Origin of the sequence: Pseudoduganella namucuonensis (assembly GCF_900116645.1) — a bacterium.
In the GTDB taxonomy this organism is placed as follows: domain Bacteria; phylum Pseudomonadota; class Gammaproteobacteria; order Burkholderiales; family Burkholderiaceae_D; genus Rugamonas; species Rugamonas namucuonensis.
The window spans coordinates 25,970-46,932 of sequence record NZ_FPBO01000036.1 but is presented as its reverse complement, the minus strand read 5'-3'; the positions used below and the strand labels follow the sequence as shown (position 1 = coordinate 46,932).

Sequence of the window (20,963 nt, the reverse complement as noted above, 5' to 3'; positions counted from 1 at the left end):
TCCCGGGGATGATGTTGTTCAGGCGCCGCATCACTCGACCACGGCGGCGGAAAACTCGGTGGGGGCGCCGAGAAACGCACGGTGCGACGGCGGCCGCTTGCCATCGACGTCCGTCACGCCATACTCCTGCGCCAACTCGGCCGCGTAGAACACTTTTCCCGAGCGGCTCGCGCGGTCCCGGTCGAGGTAGATGGCGGCGATGACGCGGCCGCCGAATTCGGGCGACTCGGCCATGTTCAGCCAGTCGGCGTATTTTTCCGGCTCGGCCGCGCAGACGGCCAGCGTGCGCTCCGTCTTGACCAATCCCATCCACAGGGCCACCGCCGCCACGTTGTCGTTGCGGAAGTCGTGGGCCATGTCGTGCGTCATCTTGTCGACCGCCGCTTTCGCCGCGCCATAGGCCGGGCCATGCATATAACAGCGCGCCCCCGCCGATGAAATGTTGGCGACCAGCCCGCCCCCCGCCTTCAGCAACAGTGGCGCGGCGTAATAGCAGGCGACGTAGGCCGAGCGCATGCCCACGCCGAACAGGTCGGTCATGCGCAGCGGCTTGCGCCAGAACGGCGCGACGTCCGTGAGACCGTCCGGCAGCGCGATCGCGCAATTGACCAGGATGTCCAGATGGCCGTGTTCATTGGCGATGCGGTCGCACACGGCCTTGGTGCTGGCATCGTCGGCGTGGTCGCACACCACGGGGATGCCCAGCCCGCCGGCGGCGGTGACCTCGGCGGCCGTGGCGTAGACGGTGCCGGGCAGCGGCGCGTCGCCCTCCTCGCGGCTGCGGCCGGTGACATACACGGTGGCGCCGGCGGCCCCCAGGGCCAGCGCGACGCCGCGGCCCACGCCACGGCTGGCGCCGGTGACGAGACAGATCTTACCGTTCAGCATGAGAATCTCCAGAAATATGGTTGGCGGCGATGAAGCCGAATGTCATGGCCGGCCCCAGCGTGGCGCCGGCGCCCGGATAGGAGCGTCCAGTGATCGAGGCCGAGGTGTTGCCGATCGCATATAGGCCGGGTATCGGCGCGCCGGCCAGGTCCAGCACCATGGCGTGTTCGTTGGTCAACAGGCCGCCCTTGGTGCCGATCTCCCCCGCGTCCAGCGGCACGGCGTAGAACGGGCCGCGCGAGATCGGCCCGATGCAGCAGTTCGGCCGCACCGACGGATCGCCATAGAAGCGGTCGTAGGCATTGCCGCCCTTGCCGAACTGGAGATCCTCGCCGGTCGCGGCGTAGCTATTGTTCAGTTCAACGCTGCGCGCCAGGCCTTCCGCGTCGACACCGATCTGGCGCGCCAGTCCGGCCAGTGTGTCGGCCCGGTGGTAGACCGTGCCCAGCCATTCGGGCGGCAATTTCCCATCCGGGCGCACCGAGCCCGGCAGCATGGGGCCGCAAGGGTATTTGCGCCGGAACTCGGCGTCGAAGATCAGCCACGCGGGCAGCGTGGCGCCGGTTTTAGCGTGGTCGGCATACATGGCGTCGACAAAATCCAGGTAGGGACCGGCCTCGTTGGCGAAACGCTGCCCCCTGCCGTTGACGACAATCGAGTGCGGCAGATGGCGCTCGAAGAACAGACCGCGCTGCTTCTCCTCGCCCGGTACCGCCACCGTCGGCGTCCACCACGCCTGGTCCATCAGGGCGACCGCCGCGCCCACCGCCATGCCGGCGCGGATGCCGGCGCCGCTGTTGACGGGCGGCGTGGCGCTCCAGCGGCTGCTGGTCGGCGTGGGCAGGTAGCGCTCGCGCATTTCCTGGTTGCGCTCGAAACCGCCGGCGGCCAGGATGACGGCGCGCGCCGCGTCGACGCGCAACGGCCTGCCGTCGCGCCGCAGCGCCACGCCCGTGATCCGGCCGCCATCCATGTGCAGCGATTCGAAGGCCGTGTCGAGCCACAGCGGGATGTTCCGGTCCATCATGGAGCGGCGCAAGGCCCCGACCAGCGCGTTGCCCATGGCCAGCCGGCGGTCGCGCCGGCTGCGCAATCGCCACGGCAGGTCCAGCCAGTAGCGCAGGCCCATGCCGAGCGCGACCTTTTTCCAGCCGTGCATGCGGCTCATCAGCGTATGGGCCTCGAAGGTGGTCATCGTCATGCGGCCGAACACCAGCATGCCGGGCGACTGCTCGCGCAAGCGGAGGAACTCCGGTCCCAGTTCGGCCGCGTGGAAGGGCATCGGGTCCATCGAGCGGAAACCGGGTTTGGCCCCGGCCAGATCCTGGTAATAGTCGGCGTAGGCGGGCACCGCGCGGTACCGCAGCCTGGTCTTTTCCTCCAGATAGCGCACCATGCGCGGCGCGCCGTCCACGTAGGCACGCAGACGCTCCTCGGCGACCTCGCCGCGCGTGGCCGCCTTCAGGTAGGCCAACGCCTCGTCGGCGCTGTCGGAGCCGCCCAGCGCCGCGATCTGGTGGTTGTTCGGGATCCAGACGGCGCCGCCCGAAACGGCCGAGGTGCCGCCGTACTGGTCGCTCTGTTCGATCACGACCACGGACAGCCCCTGGTCGGCGGCGCGGATCGCCGCCGTCATGGCGCCCGCGCCGGAACCGATGACAACGACATCGAAGGTGGCGTCCTGCTTCGCGTTTGCATTCATGGGGTGTGGGCCCGCGTTGGTGTGGTTGCGCATCCGGCGTTCAAACCGTGGTGTCCTTGTTGTCCAGCCCCAGCAGCACGCCGCCGTAGTTGCGGCCAACCATGTCCAGGTTGTTGGCCACGTGGGCGCGGGCGCAGTGGATATCGAGGAAGTAACGCTGCACCGGGTGGGTGAGGTAGATGCCCGAGCCACCGCAGGACTTGAGCAGCTTGCTCACCTGCTGGGCGCACACGTCCGGCACCTGCGCCGATTGATAGCGGTACAGCACGCGATCGTCGATGGGCGCGGCCCGCTGTTGCTCGGCATACGCCATCATGGTGTCCATGTTGCGCGCCAGCGCCAGCCGCAGCTGGTCCACCGCCGCCGTGGCCTCGGCCACGGCAAGCTGCGCCGTCGGATCGTCGGCCGTGCGGCCCAGCATATTGCGGCTGACCTGGGACGACGCGATCTGGCGGAAGGCGTTGATGGCGCCCTGCAAGCCGCCGATGCAGGCGGTGGACACGGCGCGCGCGAACACCTGCATGAACGGCAGGCGGTACGTGGGCGCGTTGTTCAACTCGATGCCCGGGCGGGACGCCATGGTATCGTCGCGCGTGCGGTGGGTGCGGTATTCCGGAACGAAGGCGTCTTCGACGACGATATCGTTGCTGCCGGTCGCCTTCAGGCCGATCGTGTGCCAGGTGTCCAGTATCTGGAAGTCGGCCTTGGGCAGCAGGAAGGTCCGGTACTCAGGCGCGCCGCCCGCTTCCCGCGATGGCACCATGGCGCCCAGGAAGATCCAGTCCACATGGGCGCAACCGCTGGAGAAGGCCCAGCGGCCGGACAGGCGGAAGCCGCCGTCCACACGCGTCACTTTACCGACCGGCATATAGGTCGAGCCGATCAAGGTATCGTCATCCTCGCCCCAGACTTCTTCCTGGGCGCGCGGATCGAACATGGCGAGCTGCCAGGGATGGACACCCAGCACGCCGAACACCCAGGCGGTCGACATGCAGCCCTCGGCCAGCGCCATCTGCACCTCGTAAAACACGCGGGGATTCATCTCGTGGCCGCCGTAGCGCCTGGGCTGCAGGATTTTGAGGAGTCCAAGCGATTGCAGTTCACGTATCGTGTCCGGGGCCAGGTTGCGGTCTTGCTCGGCCTGCGCGGCACGCTCCTTCAGCGCGGGAATCAGGGCACGGGCGCGCTGGATGAATTCCGCCTCGTCCAAAGTGTCGGGATGCTGCGTATTCGGCATAAAAGTCTCCAGGTTCATGTAGTGGAACGGACTGCACATCGTGTCCGTATACTCCATTCAGCGTGGAGGAAAGTCATCATCCAATCAGACTAAGCCTGGGAGATTGGTGCCGACGGCATCGCCGCGGGCGGCCGCTCCAGACGGGTCGCGGCGGGCCGCGGAAGGCGCCCGGCTATACCCGGCGCTTGTACTCGACCTGTTGTGGCGATTGCCACGGCAACGCTGTCGCGGAAAGTCTCTTCCAGCTTCTGAAGCATTGCAAAACGAGCTGGCGGCTTGCCGCCGGCCGGACAGTTCAAGGGCAGCCTGATGTGGCGGGTATCCCGGCGAATCGCTGTGCCATCCAATCGAGCGCGATCGGCACACCCAAGACCGCCCCCGAGATGTGGTCGACCGTGCCGTGGACGGTGCGGAATTCCACATTGGCCCCGCGCGCGCACCAGGCGGCAAACCATTTTTTGTTCTGCTCGTAGGGAACCACGTTGTCGAGCACGCCACCATAGAGAAGCGCCGGCACCGCGGGAACACCCTGCCCGCCATTATTCTCGTCCATACGCGCCACCCAGTTCGGCCGGTTCAGTATGGTCGGTCCCTGAACCATGACAGCGTCGGACAGGAAGGGATAGCCAAGGACCAAATCGACCGTGCATTTTTTGTCCAAGGCATCCGCTACGACGGATTTCCCGTAGGGTGTCAGGATCGACTGCAAATCCAGTTCAGGATAGGTGGCGTCCATGCCGATCAAGAAACCCGGCCCGAACCCAGCGTTCAAGCTGCCGTTCACGGTCGCATACACGTCGGCGATACGATAAGGGGCGGCGCCACTGGCAACGCCCTTGACGTTCAGGGTAGGGGCGTAGCGCGGTTGAAGCTCGGCGGCCGCCGCGGAGGCGTACCCGCCCTCGGAGTAGCCCATGATCCCGACGGGCGAGTTCGCCGCCACGCCCGCGCCGTTCAACTGCTGTGCAGCCAGAACGGCGTCGAGCACGGCACTTCCGGTGGGCTTGCCCGCGAAGTATGTAGGCGCACCGGGCGTTCCCATGCCCTGATAGTCAGTCATGGCAATGGCCCAACCCTTGGCGATCGTCCTTGCGATGCCGATCGGGGTCTCGTATTCAGTGCCTCGGGCAATTTGGTGCGACGGTGCGCAATTGTCCGCCGAACCCTGAGTGCCCGGCGCCCACGCAATGACCGGCCGGTTGCCCTGCCACCACGGCGTCAGCGGCACCAGCACGGTACCGGTGACCGCCATGGCTTTGCCGGCATTGTCGGTGGACGTGTACATGATCTGCCAGCCGCTGGCGAACAGCCCGACCGGAATGAACGGCCGCGACCGGATCAGCGTGCCGTGCGGGACGGCGGGCAGCGGCTGGGGCGGCGTATAGAAGGCGTCGGTACGCGGGTCGTCGATCGGGCCAGCCGATGCCGGCGATGCGGACAGCCCCGCCATTGCAAGGCAGAGCAGTGCGCGGGCGAACGACCGCGCCAGACCAGTGGGACCTTTGGCAATGGCGGTACCGCCGCAATGGTCGCGTGGCTTGATTTTCATTTGTACACCCCGCAACCGACCGCCACATCGCCCATGACTTCAAGATAGGTGGTTTTAGCCTCGATCACATTGCTGCTGGGATTGGGCCACATGTAATCGGTCCAGCTCTTGCCGCTGGCTTTGGCTGTATCCAGCGCGACTTTGACAAAGGTCTTTCCGTTCGCATCCTTGATCTGGGAAACATCCTTGCCGACCATGCGCGCATTGCCCGCGCTTGCCAGCATGCGGCCATTCAGATCGATGACAATAACGTACAAATCGCGGTCTTTGAACGCGCCGTCAGGCTGGTTGATATCGGCGAACGCCTTGTCCTTGCCGTGGGCCTTGATATGGGCGATGCCTTTTTTCACCAGCGTCACGGCTTGTTCCGCTGTTCCAAGGCCAGCGGCGCTGGCCGGTGCCTGGCACGCCAGCACAGCGACTGTCAGCGCACTGAAAACCATCGGGTTGAGTTGCATGTTAGCCTCCGCTTTACTTTGTCCCGCCGGCGAGCTGCTCGCCGCGCAAGGCTGATTTTTGAATTTTTCCCGCCGGGGTCATGGGCAACTCCGTACGGAACAGCACTTCCTTGGGGACCTTGTAGTTCGCAACGCGCGACCGGCAATACTCGATCAGTTCCTGCTCCGTCACGCCGGCCCCCTCTTTCGGGACGACGTAATATCGGCCAACCTGCCCCAGCACGGGATCGGCCACGCCGACACCGGCGACCAGCATGACCGCCGGATGTGACGCGATCACGTTCTCGACCTCCACCGGATAGACGTTGAAGCCGCCCTGGATATACATGTCTTTGTCGCGCCCCTTCAGGAACACGTAGCCACGCTGGTCCACATAGGCCAAGTCGCCACTGTGCACCCAACCAGCCGCGTCGAAGGCCTCCGCGCCGTGTTGCGCGCCGGCATAGCCGGGGATCACCCCCAGCCCTTTGAACCAGAGTTCGCCTACCTCACCCGGCGGCACGGGCCTTTCGGCACTGTCCACGACGCGCATTTGGGCGCCCTCCAGCGGCAGGCCGATGGACAGCAACAGATCATCCTTGCCGCAGTCCCACGGTGTCATCACGATGGCGCCGGCGGTCTCGGTCATGCCATACAAGTTCATCAGGCGCGCGCCTGGCATGACCTGCTGCAGCCGCTCCAGGATCGCCCCATCGACATTCGCACCGCCCATAAAGACCAGGCGCACGCTGGAGAAGTCGACCTCCGTCACCTTGGGATGGCGCAGCAGCAGCGTCAGCATGGTCGGCACGCCGCTGATGACGGTGGGCGGGCGCCGCATGGCCAGATCCAGCACGATTTCCGCCTTGAACACCGGAACCAGCTCGCAGGTCGCACCGGCGAGCAGGAAGGTCAGGATGCCGCAGGTGATGCCGCCGACGTGATTGAGCGGATTGGCCAGCTGAATCAGGTCGTCCGGTGCGGCACGGATATGGCGCGCCTGCGCCCCCGCCGAGGCCAGCATGGTACGGTGCGTCAGTCCGGCCGCCTTGGGTTTGCCGGTAGTGCCGGACGTGTAAATGATCATCATCAGGTCGTCCGGCCCGACAACCGCCTCGGCCACGGGGGCCGCGGCGGCTTCACCGAGTGCGGCGAACGGCGCCAGCACATGGACGTCCCGCGGCGCAAGGTAGACCACGTGCCTCAGATCCGGCAGGCGGCCTTCAGCCTTGGCCGCCGAGAAGTAGCGGCGGTAGTCATACTCCGCATATTCAGCCAACGAAATCACCATGGTGGCCTTGCTGTCGCTCAGCATGTAATCGAGCTCGGTATCGCGGTAGCGCACGCTAAGTCCGACGATCACGGCGCCCAGTTTCGCGGCGGCGAAAAAAACATGCACCCATTCGATCTGATTCGGCGCGATGACGGCAATGCGGTCGCCCCGCTCGATGCCTGCCGCGGCGAGCCGCCCGGCCAGCGCAGCGGCGCAATTGTCGGTGTCGCGGAATGAATGGACTTGGCCGTCGTCGATATAGGCGCGACGATGTTCGTGTTCAGCCGCCGCGGCGGCCAGCGCCGCCGCAATGGTCGGGGCAGTAAATGTGAGATTCAAGAGTGACTCCATGTTAGTTTGAGCGTTAGAAGCGGTGGCCCCCGCTGTATCGGGGGCCCGGCAAGCAGGGCAGCACGCCCTCGGGGATTTACAGCAGGTGCCGACGGCGCCATTCACCGGGACTCATGCCGAAGCGCTGGCGAAAAACGCGGCTGAAATGCGACATATTGGCAAACCCGCATTCAAAAGCGATGTCGGTGACGCTGCGGTTGCGGCAGGAATGGTTCTCGAACATGCTTACCGCGGCGACCAGCCGGGTGGATAGCAGGAAGGCCGCGGGCGTATTGCCGGCGTCGAGAAACATGGTGTACAGGCTGCGCCGCGACATGCCGTAAATATTGGAGATCTTCTCAGGCGACAGCTCCGGATCGGCGAGGTTCTCGCGAATGAATTGCTGGATCGCCCGCAACCGGTCCGGCCTGGTTGGCGATGGCGCCGGCACGGCGCTGTCCTGCCTGAGCGCGCAGTCCAGCAGCGCGATAATGGTGTCCTGAATAAATTCCTCGCTACGCCGGTCCAGTGAGGCGCCCTCTTTCAACAGGCTATCCAGCGTTGCCAGCGCCACGGAAGCGGCGCCAGTCACGGCCAGCGGACGGCCGCGCAGGCGCCGCAGTGCCGGCAACAGGCCGGCGCCTTCCGTGTCGAGCAACATGAGCGCGAGAAACGTGGCGGTCTCGTCCACTTCGATGGCGTATTCGGAGCCGGTTTCATAGACCGTCCATTGCCGGGGTTGCAGCACGTGCTCTTTGCCGCCGTAATGCAGGCGGCAGCGTCCCTGAATCGGCCACAGGACTTTGAGGTGGCTGACTGTCGCCTGCCTGACCGCGCTTTTTTCGCGCCGCAGCCGATGTGGCGTCACGGTCATTTGCGACACCACGCTGTGGTGGAAACGCGCGATGCCTCCCTTCGCGTAGAAGCGCCCGATACCGCCGGGCACCTGCATCTCGAGCGGCACAAACTGGTCCGCGATGGCACTTTGCCAGGATGCAATGTCGGAGAACTGATACTTTTGGACCGAGGTATTCATGCGCGGGCATCCGGCCCGGCCAGGCAAATTCGAGAGGGGCGCATCGGGTTGGTCTCCTGGTTTTTTTAACCATTGTTGCGTTCTTTCCCAGCCCATTCTTGCGTCAACTGGCTATCGCGTTGTCCAGCCGGGACGCTGCACGATTCGTCAAGCCGCTGCACGTTTGGCCATGCGGCCATTTGCCCTCCTCCCTACACTCGTACGCAGCCTTTCATGATCAGGCATGGGGCATCGACAACAAGCAATGAATAACATGGAGGAGTACTAGATGAGCCAGGTTTCAAAGCGCCCAAGTTCCACCGCGACAGACCAGCCCGCATTGCTGAGAAAGCAGCTTTTCAGCACCATCGCCGCGATGCTCGGTGGCGGCTGCATCGCCATGCCGGCGGCCGCGGGCGAATTCCAGCTGGAGAACGGGGCCGAAGGTAAATGGACTTTGAACGCCTCGGTCGGCGTCGGCCGCCGGATGCGCGGTCCGGACGACGCCCTGATTTCCACCGTGCATGGAGGACGCGGCGGCAGTTCCAATGACGATGGCGAGCTGAATTACGACAAAGGAGCGATTTTCACCAGCATCGCGCGCCTCAGTGGCGAAGTGCTGATCAAACAGGACAAGGTGGGCGTCCTGATCGGCGCCAAGGGTTGGTACGACTATACCGGCAAGCGCAGCGACGTCGCCCACGGAAATTTCGGCAATGGCTATATGGCGGGACGCCCCCTGGACGATGCGGGCTTCGACCGCTTGACGAAATTTTCCGGTGCCGAACTGGGCAACGCCTATGTGTTCGCCGACCTCGACCTGGCGGCCAATATGCCCGTCAACGTCAAGCTGGGCAATCACGTGGTGAACTGGGGCGAGAGTTTGTTCATTCCCGGTATCAATCAATTCGGCGCCTTCGACGTCACCGCCGCCAACCGGCCGGGCGCGCAAGTGAAGGACATCCTGCTGCCCATCCCGCAACTCTCGGCCAACCTTGGACTGGCCGAGGGCCTGAGCCTCGACGTGTTCTATCAGTTCCGCTGGCGCAAAACCGTGCTGGACGGCTGCGGCACGTACTGGTCGCTGTCCGACCTGCTCAATTGCCCCGCGGGAGCCCTGGTGGGCGGCGATGCCCTGGGCCTGAGCGACCGCAGCCAATTTGCCGGCGTGCCTGTCGCGCCGGGCGTTCCCGACATTAATTTCCGCATGCGCCGCGCGCCGGACAAGGAGCCGCGCAATGGCGGCCAGTTCGGCCTGGCACTGCACTATTTCTCCGCCGCGCTGGACACCGACCTGGGCGCCTATGTCGTCAACTACCACCAGCGCACGCCCATCGTCACGGCCTTGAAAACGGCCTCGCCGAACAACTCCGCCTGGGGCACGATCCTGCCGCCCATGCAGTACCAGTTCGACTATTCAGCGGAGAACATCAAGGTCGTCGGCGCCAGCGCCTCGACCGTACTGAAGGGCTGGACGGTCTCGGGAGAAATCAGTCACAGCCGGGACATACCGGTCCAGATCAATGCTGTCGATCTGGTGCTCGGGACAGGCTTTGGCATCGGCCCGCAAGGGGCGGCGGGCAGCGCCGCGCCGGGCAGTTACATCCGTGGCTACGACCTGAAAAACCGCACGCAAGTGCAGCTCTCGACCATCAGAATCGTGCCGCAACTGATGGCGGCCGAATCGCTCACTTTGATCGGCGAGGCCGCCTACCAGCGCTGGTCGGGCATCGGCGAGCCCGGCACCGGCCCCCGCTACGGGCGCAACTTCGTCTACGGCATGGGCCAGAGCGCGACCGTGGCGTGCGCCGCCACCGCCAATCCCAATCCTGACTACTGCGAAAACAAGGGCTATTTCACGAGCAACGCCTGGGGCTACCGTGTTCTGGCCGAACTCAGCTATCCCAATGCCTACGCTGGCGTCAATCTCAAGCCGCGCCTGTTCTGGTCGCATGACGTCAAAGGCTACGCCGCCGACGCGGCCTTCAGCGCGCACCGCCAAATTCTCGCCCTGGGCCTGCGCGCCGAATATAACAGCCGCTACTACGGCGACATCAGCTACACCCGCTTCAATCGCAACGCCAAATACGATGTTCTGCACGATCGCGACTTCGTGTCCGTGGTGGCCGGCATCAATTTCTAAGAACCGACAAGGAGACCGACTATGCAGATCCGCAACTCACTCAATCACAAGCTTGCCGCCAGCCTGATCAGCGCGTGCATGCTCACCGCCAACGGCGCGCTGGCGGCCTTGACGGCGCCGGAAATCGAGCGCCTGGGCAAAGACCTGACGCCCACCGGCGCTGAACGCGCCGCCAGCAAAGATGGCGCGATTCCGGCATGGGACGGCGGCTTGGCCAAGCCGCCCGCGAACGTTGATCCGGCAACGGTGTATGCCGACCCGTACGCGGCCGAGAAACCGCTGTATAGCATCAGCGCCGCCAACCTCGCCCAGTACCAGGACAAGCTCGCCCCCGGCCAGGTGGAACTGCTGAAGCGCTTCCCAAGCTACAAGATCCATGTTTATCCCAGCCATCGCACCGCGGCAATGCCACAGCAGCAGTACGATTACATCAAGGCGGAAGCCGGCAAGGCCGCCTTGCTGGAGGGCGGCAACGGCTTGGCCAACGTCAACAAGTCCAGTGTTCCCTTCCCGATTCCCAAGAGCGGCCTGGAAGTGATCATGAACCATCTGACGCGCTATCGGGGTGGCAGCCTGAACCGCATCAGCAGCACCTTCCCCGTCCAGGTGAACGGCGCGTTCACCCCGGTTGAACGAAGCGAATTAATCAGTTGGGCCTCGTCGATGGATAAACCCGAGCCCAATCGCCTGTTTTACTACCGGGCCCAGCTGACAGCGCCGTCCAGCGTGGCCGGCGAAGCGCTGCTGGCGCACGAATCGCTCGACCAGCTCAAGGAACCGCGCCTGGTCTGGACCTACAACCCCGGTGCGCGGCGCGTGCTGCGCGCCCCAGAAGTCGCTTACGACTCGCCGCAGATAGGCGCCGACGGCTTGGCCACCATCGACGACTACGACGCCTATAACGGCGCGCCCGACCGCTACGACTGGAAACTGCTGGGCAAGAAGGAAATGATCATCTCCTACAACAACTACCGGATGTTGGGCAAGGATGTGCGCGCCTCGGACCTGGTCAAACCGGGCCATATCAACCAGGACCTGGTCCGCTATGAACCGCATCGCGTCTGGGTGGTCGAGGCGACGCTGAAGTCTGGCAAGCGCCACATCTACAGCAAGCGCGTGTTTTATATCGACGAGGATTCCTGGCAAGTCGCCCATGCGGACGAGTACGACGGCCGCGGCGAACTCTGGCGCATCAAGGAAGTGGCGGCGGTCCAGTTCTACGACGCCCCGGCCCCGTGGTTTGCCTGCGAGCTCATGTATGACCTGCAAGCCCGCCGCTATCTGGTGCAAGCCCTGGTCAACGCGCGCCGGCCGATCAAGTTCAACGTCAAGACCGATGTGAACCAGTTCTCGGTCGATACCCTGCGTCGCGTCAGCAACTAAGCGGCTCGCCACGGAAAACCCATGATGCGATCCTCTTCACACCCGCGGCGCCACATGCTGGCGCCGCTGTGCGGTCCACTGCTGGCCCTGCTGGCCCTGCTGGGCCCTGCCCAGGCGCTGGCGGCGGTGGACCTGCTGGCCCTTCCCGCCATCCTGTCAGCCAACGCGGACAAGCGCATGCTGCTGAACCTGGCCTGGGCGGGCAAGCGCCTGTTGGCCGTGGGCGAGCGCGGCACCATCGTCTACTCCGACAACAGTGGCAAGGACTGGACACAGGCCGAGGTGCCGGCGTCAGTGACGCTCACAGCCGTCCATTTTCCCAGCCCGCTCAGCGGCTGGGCCGTCGGCCACGACGGCCTCATCCTGACGAGCCAAAACGGCGGCAAGACCTGGACCAGGCAATTTGATGGCAACCAGGCCAACGCACTCATGCTGGAGGCGGCGCAAGGCCACCTGCGCCGCGCCCAAGCGGCGCGGCAGGACCCCGCTAGCCTCCAGCGCCTGAAGGACGCGCTGGAAGACGCCATGGCGGGCGCCAAATTCGGACCGTCCCGGCCGCTGTTCGACGTGTGGTTCGCCTCCGCCACCGTCGGCTACGCGGTCGGCTCCTTCGGCCAGGTGTTTCGTACCGGCGACGCGGGCGCGCACTGGGCACTGGCGGGCATCGAAGCGGGCAATCCGGACGGCCTGCATATCAACGCCGTCAGCGGCCAGGCGGACGGCGCGGTACTGCTGGCCGCCGAAGCCGGCAAGCTCTTCCGCCTGGGCGCGGGCGCCACCGCATGGCAACGGCTGGACACCGGCTACGCCGGCCAGTTGTTCGGCGCGCGCGAGTTCCAGGAGGGGGGCGGCGCCAGTGTCATCCTCGCGTATGGCTTCGGCGGCACGGTCTTTCGCTCCAGCGATCAGGGCAGGCATTGGCGAGCCATCCCGACCGGAACGAAAAAATCACTGACGGCCAGCGTCATGCTGGACGACGGCACGCTCTATCTGTCCGCCGCCGATGGGCGTTTGCTCAAAAGTAGCGACGGCGGACGGAGCTTCGTCGCCGGACCCGCTACCTCCAGCCCGGTCAGTGCCATGACTTGGGCGGAGAGCCAGCACACCCTCATCCTGGCCGGCGCCGCTGGCGCCGTCCGGTTTCCCTTGCATACAGCAGAACAACCCAGATCGCCATGAAACGAGAATCCTGGAACGTCCCCGATATCCCGCCTCGGCAGGCGCAGCATGCCAAGCCGGGCCTGCTTGAAAAAATGATCGAGCCGCACCTGTTCAAGCACCGTATCATTATTCTTCTGGCCTTCATACTGGCCTCGCTGTTCTTCGCCTACCACGCGGCCAGTTTGCGTATCGACGCCAGTTTGCAAAAAATGGTGCCCGCCAACCATCCCTTCATCACCAATTCCATTTTTTACGAAAACGAACTGCGCCCGCTGGGCAATGTGGTGCGTATCGCAGTGGAGGCGCGCAATGGCGACATCTACAGCAAAGCCTATCTTGAAACCCTCAAGAACATAACCGACGAGGTGTTCTACATTCCCGGCGTCGACCGCGGCAACATGAAGTCGCTGTGGACACCCAATGTGGTCTGGCTGGAAATGACCGAAGAAGGCATGACGGCCGGACGCATCATTCCCGAAGGCCTGGACAATTCCCCCGCCAAACTGGACATCGTCCGCACCAACGTCGAGCGCTCCGGCACCGTCGGCAGTCTGGTCGCCAATGACCACAAGTCGGCCGTGATACTGGTGCCGCTGCTCGAAGTCGATCCCCAGACCGGAAACAAGCTTGACTACGGTGCGTTTTCCGACAGGCTGGAAGAACGCATCCGATCCCGCTACTCGTCGCGAGACATCCAGATCCACATCACGGGATTCGCCAAGGTCGTGGGCGACCTGATTCAAGGCGGCCGCGCAATCGGCCTGTATTTCCTGCTGACCTATGCGCTGACGGCGGTGTTGCTGTACGCCTACTCGCGCTGCCTGCGCAGCACGCTGGCCACGCTGTTTTGCTGCAGCCTTGCGGTTATCTGGCAACTGGGGATCATACGGCTGTTGGGTTTTGGGCTGGACCCGTACTCGATGCTGGTGCCTTTTTTGACCTTTGCGATCGGCGTCAGCCATGCGGTGCAAAACATCAATACCATGGCGATGGAACGCGCCCGGGGCAAATCCAACATCGATGCCGCGCGACAGACATTCCGCATGCTGTTCGTCCCCGGCAGCGTCGCGCTGATCTGCGACGCGGTCGGGTTTTCGACCTTGCTGGTCATCGATATTGGCGTGATTCGCGAGCTGGCGATAGGCGCATCGGTCGGCGTGCTGACAATTATCCTGACCAAAATGTTCCTGCTGCCGCTGTTGATGTCCTGGGTCGGCGTCTCGCCGGCCTGTATCCGCCACCAGCACAGGAAACTCGATAGCCCGCACCGCTTCGCCCGCGCGCTGTCGACGCTGGCCGAGCCGCGCCGGGCCAAAGTGGTGGCGCTGCTCTCGCTGCTGCTGTTCGCGGGCGCATGGTACTGCGCCCGCGACGTGAAAATCGGCGACCTGGAGCCGGGCGCGCCGGAATTGCGGACCGATTCGCGCTACAACCGCGACAGTGGTTTCATCGTCAGCCACTACTCCACCAGCCCGGACGTGTTCGTCGTCATGGTGAAAACCCCGCCCGATACTTGCGGTTCCTATCCAGTCGCCGCCGCGGTGGAGCGCTTCCAGGCCACGATGGAGAACGTGGCAGGGGTCGAGTCGACGGCTTCGCTCTTCAACGCGATGAAGAAGATGATCACCGGCAGCAATGGCGGCAACCTCAAGTGGTCAGCCATTACCCGCAACCGTTTCGTCTCGAACGCGGCGCACCGCGCCTTGCCTTCGGAGTTTTTCAATACCGACTGTTCCATGACGCCGGTGCTGGTGTTCTTGTCCGACCACAAAGCGGAAACCCTGACGCGGGTGGTCACGGCGGTCGAACGATTCGCCGCGGAACACAATGACGGGCAGGCGCAATTCATCATGGCCGCGGGAAATGCCGGGATCGAAGCCGCCACCAACATCGTCATCAAACGGGCGGAAACGCAGATGTTGTTGCTGGTGTATGGCATCGTCGCCATCCTCGTGCTGTGGGAATTCCGCTCCTGGCGGGTCACGGTGGCCCTCATTGTCCCGCTCTTCCTCACCTCGATGCTGTGCGAAGCCGTGATGGCCAGGCTCGGCCTGGGCGTCAAGGTCGCCACCTTGCCGGTGATCGCCCTGGGCGTCGGCATCGGGGTCGACTACGGAATTTACCTGTACAACCGGCTGGAGCATTTCCTGGACCAGGGCATGGGTTTGGTCCCCGCCTATTTTGAAACGCTCAAAACCACCGGCAGCGCGGTCATGCTGACCGGCATCACGCTGGCCCTGGGCGTGGCCGTCTGGACCTTCTCCGACATCAAGTTTCAAGCCGATATGGGCTTGCTGCTCGGTTTCATGTTCCTGTGGAATATGGTGGGGGCCATCGTGATGATCCCGGCGCTGATCGCGCTGCTGGCGCCCAGGCCGGCAAACGCACCGAAAACAGCCTAGAAAAAGGGCGCGCTGCAAAGCGCGCCCAACGCCGCCGGGGCCATCTTCAACACCGGCCGCGGCGGTTCCGCCGCGGCCCCGGCATCAGGCCGTTTTCAAGGTGATCGTTTGCGTGTTGGTGTACTCGCGCAAACCGTCCAGCCCGTTCTCGGTACCGATACCCGATTGCTTGTGCCCGCCGAAAGCCGCTTCGGGGAATACGCCGAACGCCTGGTTGATCCACACCGTGCCGGTTTGCAGCCGAAGCGCGACCGCTTGCGCATGGTCCGTGTCCTTCGCCCAAATCGTGCCGCCCAATCCATACTCGGAGTTGTTGGCGCGCGCAACCACCTCGTCTATCGTCTTGAATTTCAGCAGCGGCAAGATGGGACCGAACGCCTCCTCCGTGACGACCTTGGCATCATCCGGTGGATTGTCGACGATGGTCACCGGGAAGAAATAGCCTTTTCCAGCCTCCGGCATCTGGCCCCCGGCCAGGAAGCGCAGACCGCTTTCGCGCGCTTCCGCCAGCATGCCCTTGAGGCGGGCGAACTGCTGACGGTTCTGAACCGGCCCCAGCGTGATGCCCTCCTGCGCGCCATCACCTGTGCGCACGGACTTGGCGTAGTCGGCCAGCGCCTGGCTCAGCTCGTCATAGATTTCCTCGTGGATGTACATGCGCTTGGCGGCCACGCAAATCTGGCCGCAATTGAAGAAGGCCGACCAGAACAAGGGTTCGACAACCGTGGGGATGTCCACGTCCGGCATGACGATGGCCGCGTCATTGCCGCCCAGTTCCAATGTGAGCCGCTTCAGATTGCCGGCGCCGCTTTCCATGACCTTGCGGCCGGTGGCGGTGGACCCGGTGAAGGATATCTTGTCGATGCCCGGGTGGGATGTCATCCACGGGCCGACATCGTCGCCGCCGCAGATGACATTGAACACGCCGGCGGGAAACAGGCCGCGCGCCAGTTCGCCCAGTTTTAGCAGGGTCAGCGGTGTAAAGGGCGAAGGCTTGATCACCAGGGTATTGCCGGCAACCAGCGCCGGCGCGATTTTCCACAGCGCCAGCAAGACCGGGAAATTCCACGGCACGATGCCGCCGACCACGCCCAGCGGCACGCTACGCACACTGATCCGCTGGCCGGGTATGGTGTCGATCAATGCCACCGGCAAGGTCATGGTGGAGAAATGGCGCGCCCAGTGGATGCCGCCGGCAACCTCTTCCTTGGCGGCGGCCAACGGTTTGCCCTGTTCACGCGTCAACAGTGCCGCCAGCTCGTCCGCGTGCAAGGCCATGCGCTCCGCGAAGGCGGCCATGATTTCCTTGCGCGCATCCATCGGCTGCGCCGCCCAGGCGGGAAACGCGGCGCGGGCTGCGGCGACCGCCGCATCGAGATGCTCCTTGCCGGCGCGCGGGATGACGGCGATCGTTTCTTCCGTGGCCGGATTGAGCACGTCAAGGCGCTGCGCCGTATCGACGGCCTCGCCGTCCGATGTCATCGTGTATTGCGAGAAAAAATCAATGCTCATGTGCTTGTCCTAAAAGTGATTAAAAATGGCAGCGAAACTGCCCCTATACGCATGCGACACCGACCGTCGGGCTGTTGGCCCTGGCATCTTCACGTATCATGTCGGCCGCCTTTTCAGCGATCATGATCGTCGGGGCATTGGTATTGCCACCTATAAGCGCCGGCATAATCGACGCGTCGACCACCCGCAGTCCCCGCACGCCTCGGACACGCAGGCGGGGATCGACCACGGCCAGCTTGTCGATGCCCATCTTGCAAGTGCCCACCGGGTGATATTGCGAATCGGCGCGGTTGCGGATGTCGTTCTCGAGCTCTTCCAGGTTGCCTGCCCGCACGGGGTGGAGCATGGGTCCCCGGATCGGGTCAAAATGACTGGATTCGATTATTTTTTGTTGAATTTGCGCGCCTCGCAGCAGCCCGGTGAAATCCGCCTCGTCGCCGAAAAAGTTCGGATCAATCAGCGGGGCATCACGCGGATCGCGGCTGGCCAGCGTGACACGGCCACGGCTTCGCGGGCGCAGCAGACCGACGTGGCAGGAAAATCCATGGCCCATATGAATGCGGCGTCCGTGGTCGTCCACGATGGCCATCAGGAAGATCAGTTGCAGGTCGGGGACGCTGACGTCGGGGGATGAACAGAGAAAAGCGCCCGATTCCGCGAACGGACTGGTGACCATGCCGGAGCGCTGCCGCCGCCATTGCAGCAGGGCTTTGCTCATGCGGATGGCCCCCCTGCCGGAGATGCCGAAGGTCGATGTGTCGCTGCGGGCACGCCAGCTTTGGACGTAATCGACATGGTCCTGGAGATTGCCTCCCACGCCCGGCGAATCGGCAATCACAGGAATGCCCAGTTCGCGCAGGTGGCGCGCCGGCCCGATCCCCGACAGCATCAGCAACTGCGGCGAGCCAAAAGCGCCGGCCGCAAGGATCACTTCGCGGCGCGCCCGCACTGTGCGCAACGCATTGCCCCGATAATACGCGACACCAGCGGCACGCCCCCCCTCGAACACGACGTGCGCCGCGGTGGCGGCGGTAATGATCTTCAGATTGGGACGGGCTTTGTTCGGCGAGAGGAAGGCTTTCGCCGCGCTACAGCGCTCGCCATCCTTTTGCGTCACCTGATACAGGAACGCGCCCTGCTGGCGTGCGCCGTTGTAATCGGGGGTTTCCTGGATGCCCTGGCTCGCGGCGGCTTCGATGAATATCCGGTTGATCGGATTGTCGTAACGGGGATAGGTGACGTTCAACGGACCGCCAACGCCGTGATAGGCATCCGCGCCGAGCACTTCGTTATGCTCGGACCGTTTGAAGTAAGGCAACACGTCCTGGTACGACCATCCCTTGTTGCCCAACGCGGCCCAGTGCTCATAATCGTGCCGGTGTCCACGGACATACAGCATGGCATTGATGGAGCCGCTTCCACCCAGGGTTTTGCCGCGCGGCTGGTAACCCCGTCTGCCGTTCAGGCCGTGCTGCGGCACGGTTTCGAAGGCATAATTATTGATTTTGGTGGGCAGCATGGCCACCACGCCGATCGGTGCCTGAATCAGGATGCTGTTGTCCGCTCCCCCGGCCTCAAGCAGGCAAACGGCGTGGCGGCCATCTTCCGATAATCGGGCCGCCAATACGCATCCGGCCGAACCGCCGCCAACGACAACATAGTCAAACTCTTGTGTATCCACACAACGCTCCCTGGCGAATTGATTGATCTGGAACCGCGCCGGATAACCGGGGCGTCATACCTGCAATTCGAATGTAAGGGGAGGCTGTGCATGCCGCTGTGCAGCCTATGCAAACGGTTGACTATCCGTGCACCGGACATACGCTGGGAACCGGCGTGGCGCACGCTTCCAGCGGTGGCTTCACGCTTTCCAGCGCCCCGCCGCCATCGCACGGGATCAGCGCGCCCGAGATATCGCCCGCAGCCCGCTTGCTGCGCACAAATAGCTCTGGCTGGCGCGCGCCCATTCGGCATAGCTTCGTCACCCACGGCGACATGGCGGGCGCCGGCATCCGCATCCGAATCGACGGCAACCGTTTTGACGCCGAGGCGGCGTGCAGTGGCCGCAACCCGGCATGCGACGTCGCCCCGGTTTTGCCATCAGTATCGTGGGAACAAATTCGCTCCTTGTTTCATTGATCTTAGTGCCCGGCTTCGCACTGCGGTTCATGCAACATGTGCCTGGTACGCAGGCCCAACTTTTGCAGCAAGGCCCGGTCCGCATCAACTTCCGGGTTAGAGGTGGTGAGCAGCTTGTCGCCGTAGAAAATTGAATTGGCGCCCGCCGCGAAGCACATGGCCTGTACCACATCGCCCATCTCACGGCGGCCTGCCGACAGGCGCACGCGTGCCTTCGGCATGGTGATGCGTGCCACCGCGATGGTGCGCACGAATTCCAGTGGATCGATCGGGTCGGTACCATACAAGGGTGTGCCTTCGACCTGCACCAGATTGTTCACCGGCACCGACTCCGGGTACGGATCCATATTGGCGAGCTGCGCGATCAGGCCGGCACGCTGGCGGCGCGATTCACCCATGCCGACGATGCCGCCGCTGCACACCTTGATACCGGCGTGACGCACGCGTTCCAATGTGTCTAGACGGTGCTGGTAGTCGCGGGTAGTGATGATGTGCTTATAAATCTCCGGCGCGGTGTCGAGATTGTGGTTGTAATAATCAAGGCCCGCGTTCTTCAGGCGCTCAGCCTGCCCTTCGGCCAGCATCCCGAGCGTCACGCACGTTTCGAGGCCAAGCGCTTTGACTTCGCGCACCATCGCTTCGACATGATCGAGATCGCGGTCTTTCGGCGCGCGCCACGCCGCCCCCATGCAAAAGCGGGTCGCGCCACTGGCCTTGGCGGCCTTGGCCGCCGCCAGCACGGTATCGAGCGGCAAGATCTTCTGGGCCTCGACGCCGGTGTCGTAGCGCGCGGCCTGCGGGCAGTAGCCGCAGTCCTCCGGACATCCGCCTGTCTTGATGGACATCAGCGTGGCCAACTCGACTTCGCGCGGATCGAAGTGCTCGCGGTGCGCCTGCTGAGCGCGGAACAGCAGATCGGTAAACGGCAGGTCAAACAGCGCGGCGACGTCGTCCAGCGGCCATGGATCGGACCGGGCCTGCGCGGTGCGCGAAATCGTGTGGAAAGTGACAGTGTGCGGCGCCATGGAAATTATCCTCTTGTGAAATTTGGTCTGCCGGGATTGACGAAGCGGTCCGGCCCAGGAAAAGGGGACTTACAAACCTGTGGGTGCATGCAATGCCGCGTGATACTGGCCCTTCAAATTCGCGGCGGATGCAACCGAGATACCAAGCTCCCGCAACAAGCCGTCATGCAAACCATATATCCAGCCGTGCACCGACAAGCACTTGCCGGCCTTCCAAGCGGTCTGAACAATGGAGGTGCGGCAGACGTTAGCCACCTGCTCGATCACATTCAGTTCGCACAGCCGGTCATGCGCGTGGGCGGGGCCGAGTTCGTCCAGGTGCTCCGCGTGGCGATCGCGGACATCATCGACATGGCGCAACCAGTTGTCGGCCAGGCCGGGGCGGGTCCCGCCCAGCGCCAAGCCCACGCCGCCGCACCCGTAATGGCCCACCACCATGATGTCTGTCACGCCAAGGACATCGACAGCGAATTCGATCACGGACAGGCAGTTCAGATCGGTGTGCACAACAAGATTGGCGACGTTTCTGTGCACGAATACTTCACCTGGGTCCAGTCCAATGATTTCATTGGCGGGAACCCGGCTGTCCGCGCAGCCTATCCACAAATACTTGGGCGATTGCTGTTTCGACAGGCGGGCGAAGAATCCGGGATCGTCGGCAATCCGCCGCTCGGACCACTGCCGGTTATTCAAGAACAGATTATCGATGCTTCCCATCGCAGCTCCAGTGTGTGATTCCCTGCTCTCAATCCAGGGACGGGTTCACG

General features: G+C 63.9%; 15 protein-coding genes and 1 pseudogene. 4 read left to right on the top strand and 12 right to left on the bottom strand.

Going from position 1 to position 20,963, the window contains the following annotated elements; genetic code table 11:
- Positions 1-30: 30 nt before the first annotated feature.
- The 7 genes from BM436_RS28545 to BM436_RS28515 all read right to left on the bottom strand — a co-directional run bounded on the left by BM436_RS28545 (position 31) and on the right by BM436_RS28515 (position 8,452).
- Positions 31-888, bottom strand: coding sequence for an SDR family NAD(P)-dependent oxidoreductase (locus tag BM436_RS28545; RefSeq protein ID WP_093559172.1), 858 nt, complete (start codon positions 886-888; stop codon positions 31-33).
- Complete coding sequence (locus BM436_RS28540; protein WP_093559265.1) at positions 875-2,590, bottom strand: FAD-dependent oxidoreductase; 1,716 nt, start codon at positions 2,588-2,590, stop codon at positions 875-877. The genes BM436_RS28545 and BM436_RS28540 overlap by 14 nt, the downstream gene beginning before the upstream one ends.
- Before the next feature lie 40 nt (positions 2,591-2,630).
- Positions 2,631-3,827, bottom strand: a complete 1,197-nt coding sequence (locus BM436_RS28535) for a flavin-dependent monooxygenase (RefSeq protein WP_093559264.1) — start codon at positions 3,825-3,827, stop codon at positions 2,631-2,633.
- 295 nt (positions 3,828-4,122) lie between these two features.
- Positions 4,123-5,376: a lipase family protein gene (locus tag BM436_RS28530; protein WP_093559170.1), complete on the bottom strand. Its 1,254-nt coding sequence runs from the start codon at positions 5,374-5,376 to the stop codon at positions 4,123-4,125.
- A complete protein-coding gene (locus BM436_RS28525) occupies positions 5,373-5,834 on the bottom strand; it encodes a cache domain-containing protein (protein ID WP_229490819.1) in 462 nt (153 codons plus the stop codon). The genes BM436_RS28530 and BM436_RS28525 overlap by 4 nt, the downstream gene beginning before the upstream one ends.
- Positions 5,835-5,847: 13 nt before the next feature.
- Positions 5,848-7,425 (bottom strand): class I adenylate-forming enzyme family protein, encoded by a 1,578-nt coding sequence (locus BM436_RS28520; RefSeq protein WP_229490817.1) that lies wholly within the window; start codon positions 7,423-7,425, stop codon positions 5,848-5,850.
- A gap of 88 nt (positions 7,426-7,513) precedes the next feature.
- The gene (locus tag BM436_RS28515) at positions 7,514-8,452 is read right to left on the bottom strand and encodes a helix-turn-helix domain-containing protein (protein WP_177307570.1); all 939 of its coding nucleotides are present in this window, start codon (positions 8,450-8,452) and stop codon (positions 7,514-7,516) included.
- 268 nt (positions 8,453-8,720) lie between these two features.
- Here BM436_RS28515 and BM436_RS28510 point away from each other — a divergent pair, with 268 nt between their 5' ends.
- The 4 genes from BM436_RS28510 to BM436_RS28495 are packed head-to-tail and all read left to right on the top strand — an operon-like array spanning position 8,721 to position 15,520.
- Positions 8,721-10,574 carry a DUF1302 domain-containing protein gene (locus BM436_RS28510; protein ID WP_093559164.1) on the top strand — a complete coding sequence of 618 codons (1,854 nt, stop codon included), beginning with the start codon at positions 8,721-8,723 and terminating at the stop codon, positions 10,572-10,574.
- Between the two features lie 21 nt (positions 10,575-10,595).
- The gene (locus BM436_RS28505; protein ID WP_093559162.1) at positions 10,596-11,957 is read left to right on the top strand and encodes a DUF1329 domain-containing protein; all 1,362 of its coding nucleotides are present in this window, start codon (positions 10,596-10,598) and stop codon (positions 11,955-11,957) included.
- 24 nt (positions 11,958-11,981) lie between these two features.
- Positions 11,982-13,136, top strand: coding sequence for a WD40/YVTN/BNR-like repeat-containing protein (locus BM436_RS28500; RefSeq protein WP_143133340.1), 1,155 nt, complete (start codon positions 11,982-11,984; stop codon positions 13,134-13,136).
- Positions 13,133-15,520 (top strand): efflux RND transporter permease subunit, encoded by a 2,388-nt coding sequence (locus BM436_RS28495; RefSeq protein ID WP_093559158.1) that lies wholly within the window; start codon positions 13,133-13,135, stop codon positions 15,518-15,520. Before BM436_RS28500 ends, BM436_RS28495 begins: the two co-directional genes overlap by 4 nt.
- A gap of 84 nt (positions 15,521-15,604) precedes the next feature.
- Here BM436_RS28495 and BM436_RS28490 read toward each other — a convergent pair whose 3' ends face one another.
- From BM436_RS28490 to can, 5 genes and pseudogenes are all read right to left on the bottom strand, one after another.
- On the bottom strand, positions 15,605-17,032 hold the full coding sequence (locus tag BM436_RS28490) for an aldehyde dehydrogenase family protein (RefSeq protein WP_093559156.1): 1,428 nt from the start codon (positions 17,030-17,032) through the stop codon (positions 15,605-15,607).
- 43 nt (positions 17,033-17,075) lie between these two features.
- Entirely contained in the window at positions 17,076-18,713 is a 1,638-nt protein-coding gene (locus BM436_RS28485) for a GMC family oxidoreductase (RefSeq protein WP_093559154.1), read from the bottom strand.
- Positions 18,714-18,979: 266 nt separating this feature from the next.
- Positions 18,980-19,126 (bottom strand): annotated as a pseudogene (locus BM436_RS28480) (biotin carboxylase N-terminal domain-containing protein); the annotation flags it as partial.
- A gap of 47 nt (positions 19,127-19,173) precedes the next feature.
- Positions 19,174-20,196: a biotin synthase BioB gene (gene bioB, locus BM436_RS28475; RefSeq protein WP_093559152.1), complete on the bottom strand. Its 1,023-nt coding sequence runs from the start codon at positions 20,194-20,196 to the stop codon at positions 19,174-19,176.
- Positions 20,197-20,265: 69 nt separating this feature from the next.
- Positions 20,266-20,913: a carbonate dehydratase gene (gene can, locus BM436_RS28470; RefSeq protein ID WP_093559150.1), complete on the bottom strand. Its 648-nt coding sequence runs from the start codon at positions 20,911-20,913 to the stop codon at positions 20,266-20,268.
- Positions 20,914-20,963: the final 50 nt, after the last annotated feature.

Excerpts from the sequence above, each read along its gene's own strand:
- BM436_RS28495 (WP_093559158.1), top strand. The coding sequence starts at position 13,133 with ATGAAACGAGAATCCTGGAACGTCCCCGATATCCCGCCTCGGCAGGCG.
- can (WP_093559150.1), bottom strand. The coding sequence starts at position 20,913 with ATGGGAAGCATCGATAATCTGTTCTTGAATAACCGGCAGTGGTCCGAG.
- BM436_RS28515 (WP_177307570.1), bottom strand. The coding sequence starts at position 8,452 with ATGAATACCTCGGTCCAAAAGTATCAGTTCTCCGACATTGCATCCTGG.
- BM436_RS28500 (WP_143133340.1), top strand. The coding sequence starts at position 11,982 with ATGCGATCCTCTTCACACCCGCGGCGCCACATGCTGGCGCCGCTGTGC.
- bioB (WP_093559152.1), bottom strand. The coding sequence starts at position 20,196 with ATGGCGCCGCACACTGTCACTTTCCACACGATTTCGCGCACCGCGCAG.
- BM436_RS28490 (WP_093559156.1), bottom strand. The coding sequence starts at position 17,032 with ATGAGCATTGATTTTTTCTCGCAATACACGATGACATCGGACGGCGAG.
- BM436_RS28540 (WP_093559265.1), bottom strand. The coding sequence starts at position 2,590 with ATGAATGCAAACGCGAAGCAGGACGCCACCTTCGATGTCGTTGTCATC.
- BM436_RS28510 (WP_093559164.1), top strand. The coding sequence starts at position 8,721 with ATGAGCCAGGTTTCAAAGCGCCCAAGTTCCACCGCGACAGACCAGCCC.
- BM436_RS28530 (WP_093559170.1), bottom strand. The coding sequence starts at position 5,376 with ATGAAAATCAAGCCACGCGACCATTGCGGCGGTACCGCCATTGCCAAA.
- BM436_RS28535 (WP_093559264.1), bottom strand. The coding sequence starts at position 3,827 with ATGCCGAATACGCAGCATCCCGACACTTTGGACGAGGCGGAATTCATC.
- BM436_RS28525 (WP_229490819.1), bottom strand. The coding sequence starts at position 5,834 with ATGCAACTCAACCCGATGGTTTTCAGTGCGCTGACAGTCGCTGTGCTG.
- BM436_RS28545 (WP_093559172.1), bottom strand. The coding sequence starts at position 888 with ATGCTGAACGGTAAGATCTGTCTCGTCACCGGCGCCAGCCGTGGCGTG.
- BM436_RS28505 (WP_093559162.1), top strand. The coding sequence starts at position 10,596 with ATGCAGATCCGCAACTCACTCAATCACAAGCTTGCCGCCAGCCTGATC.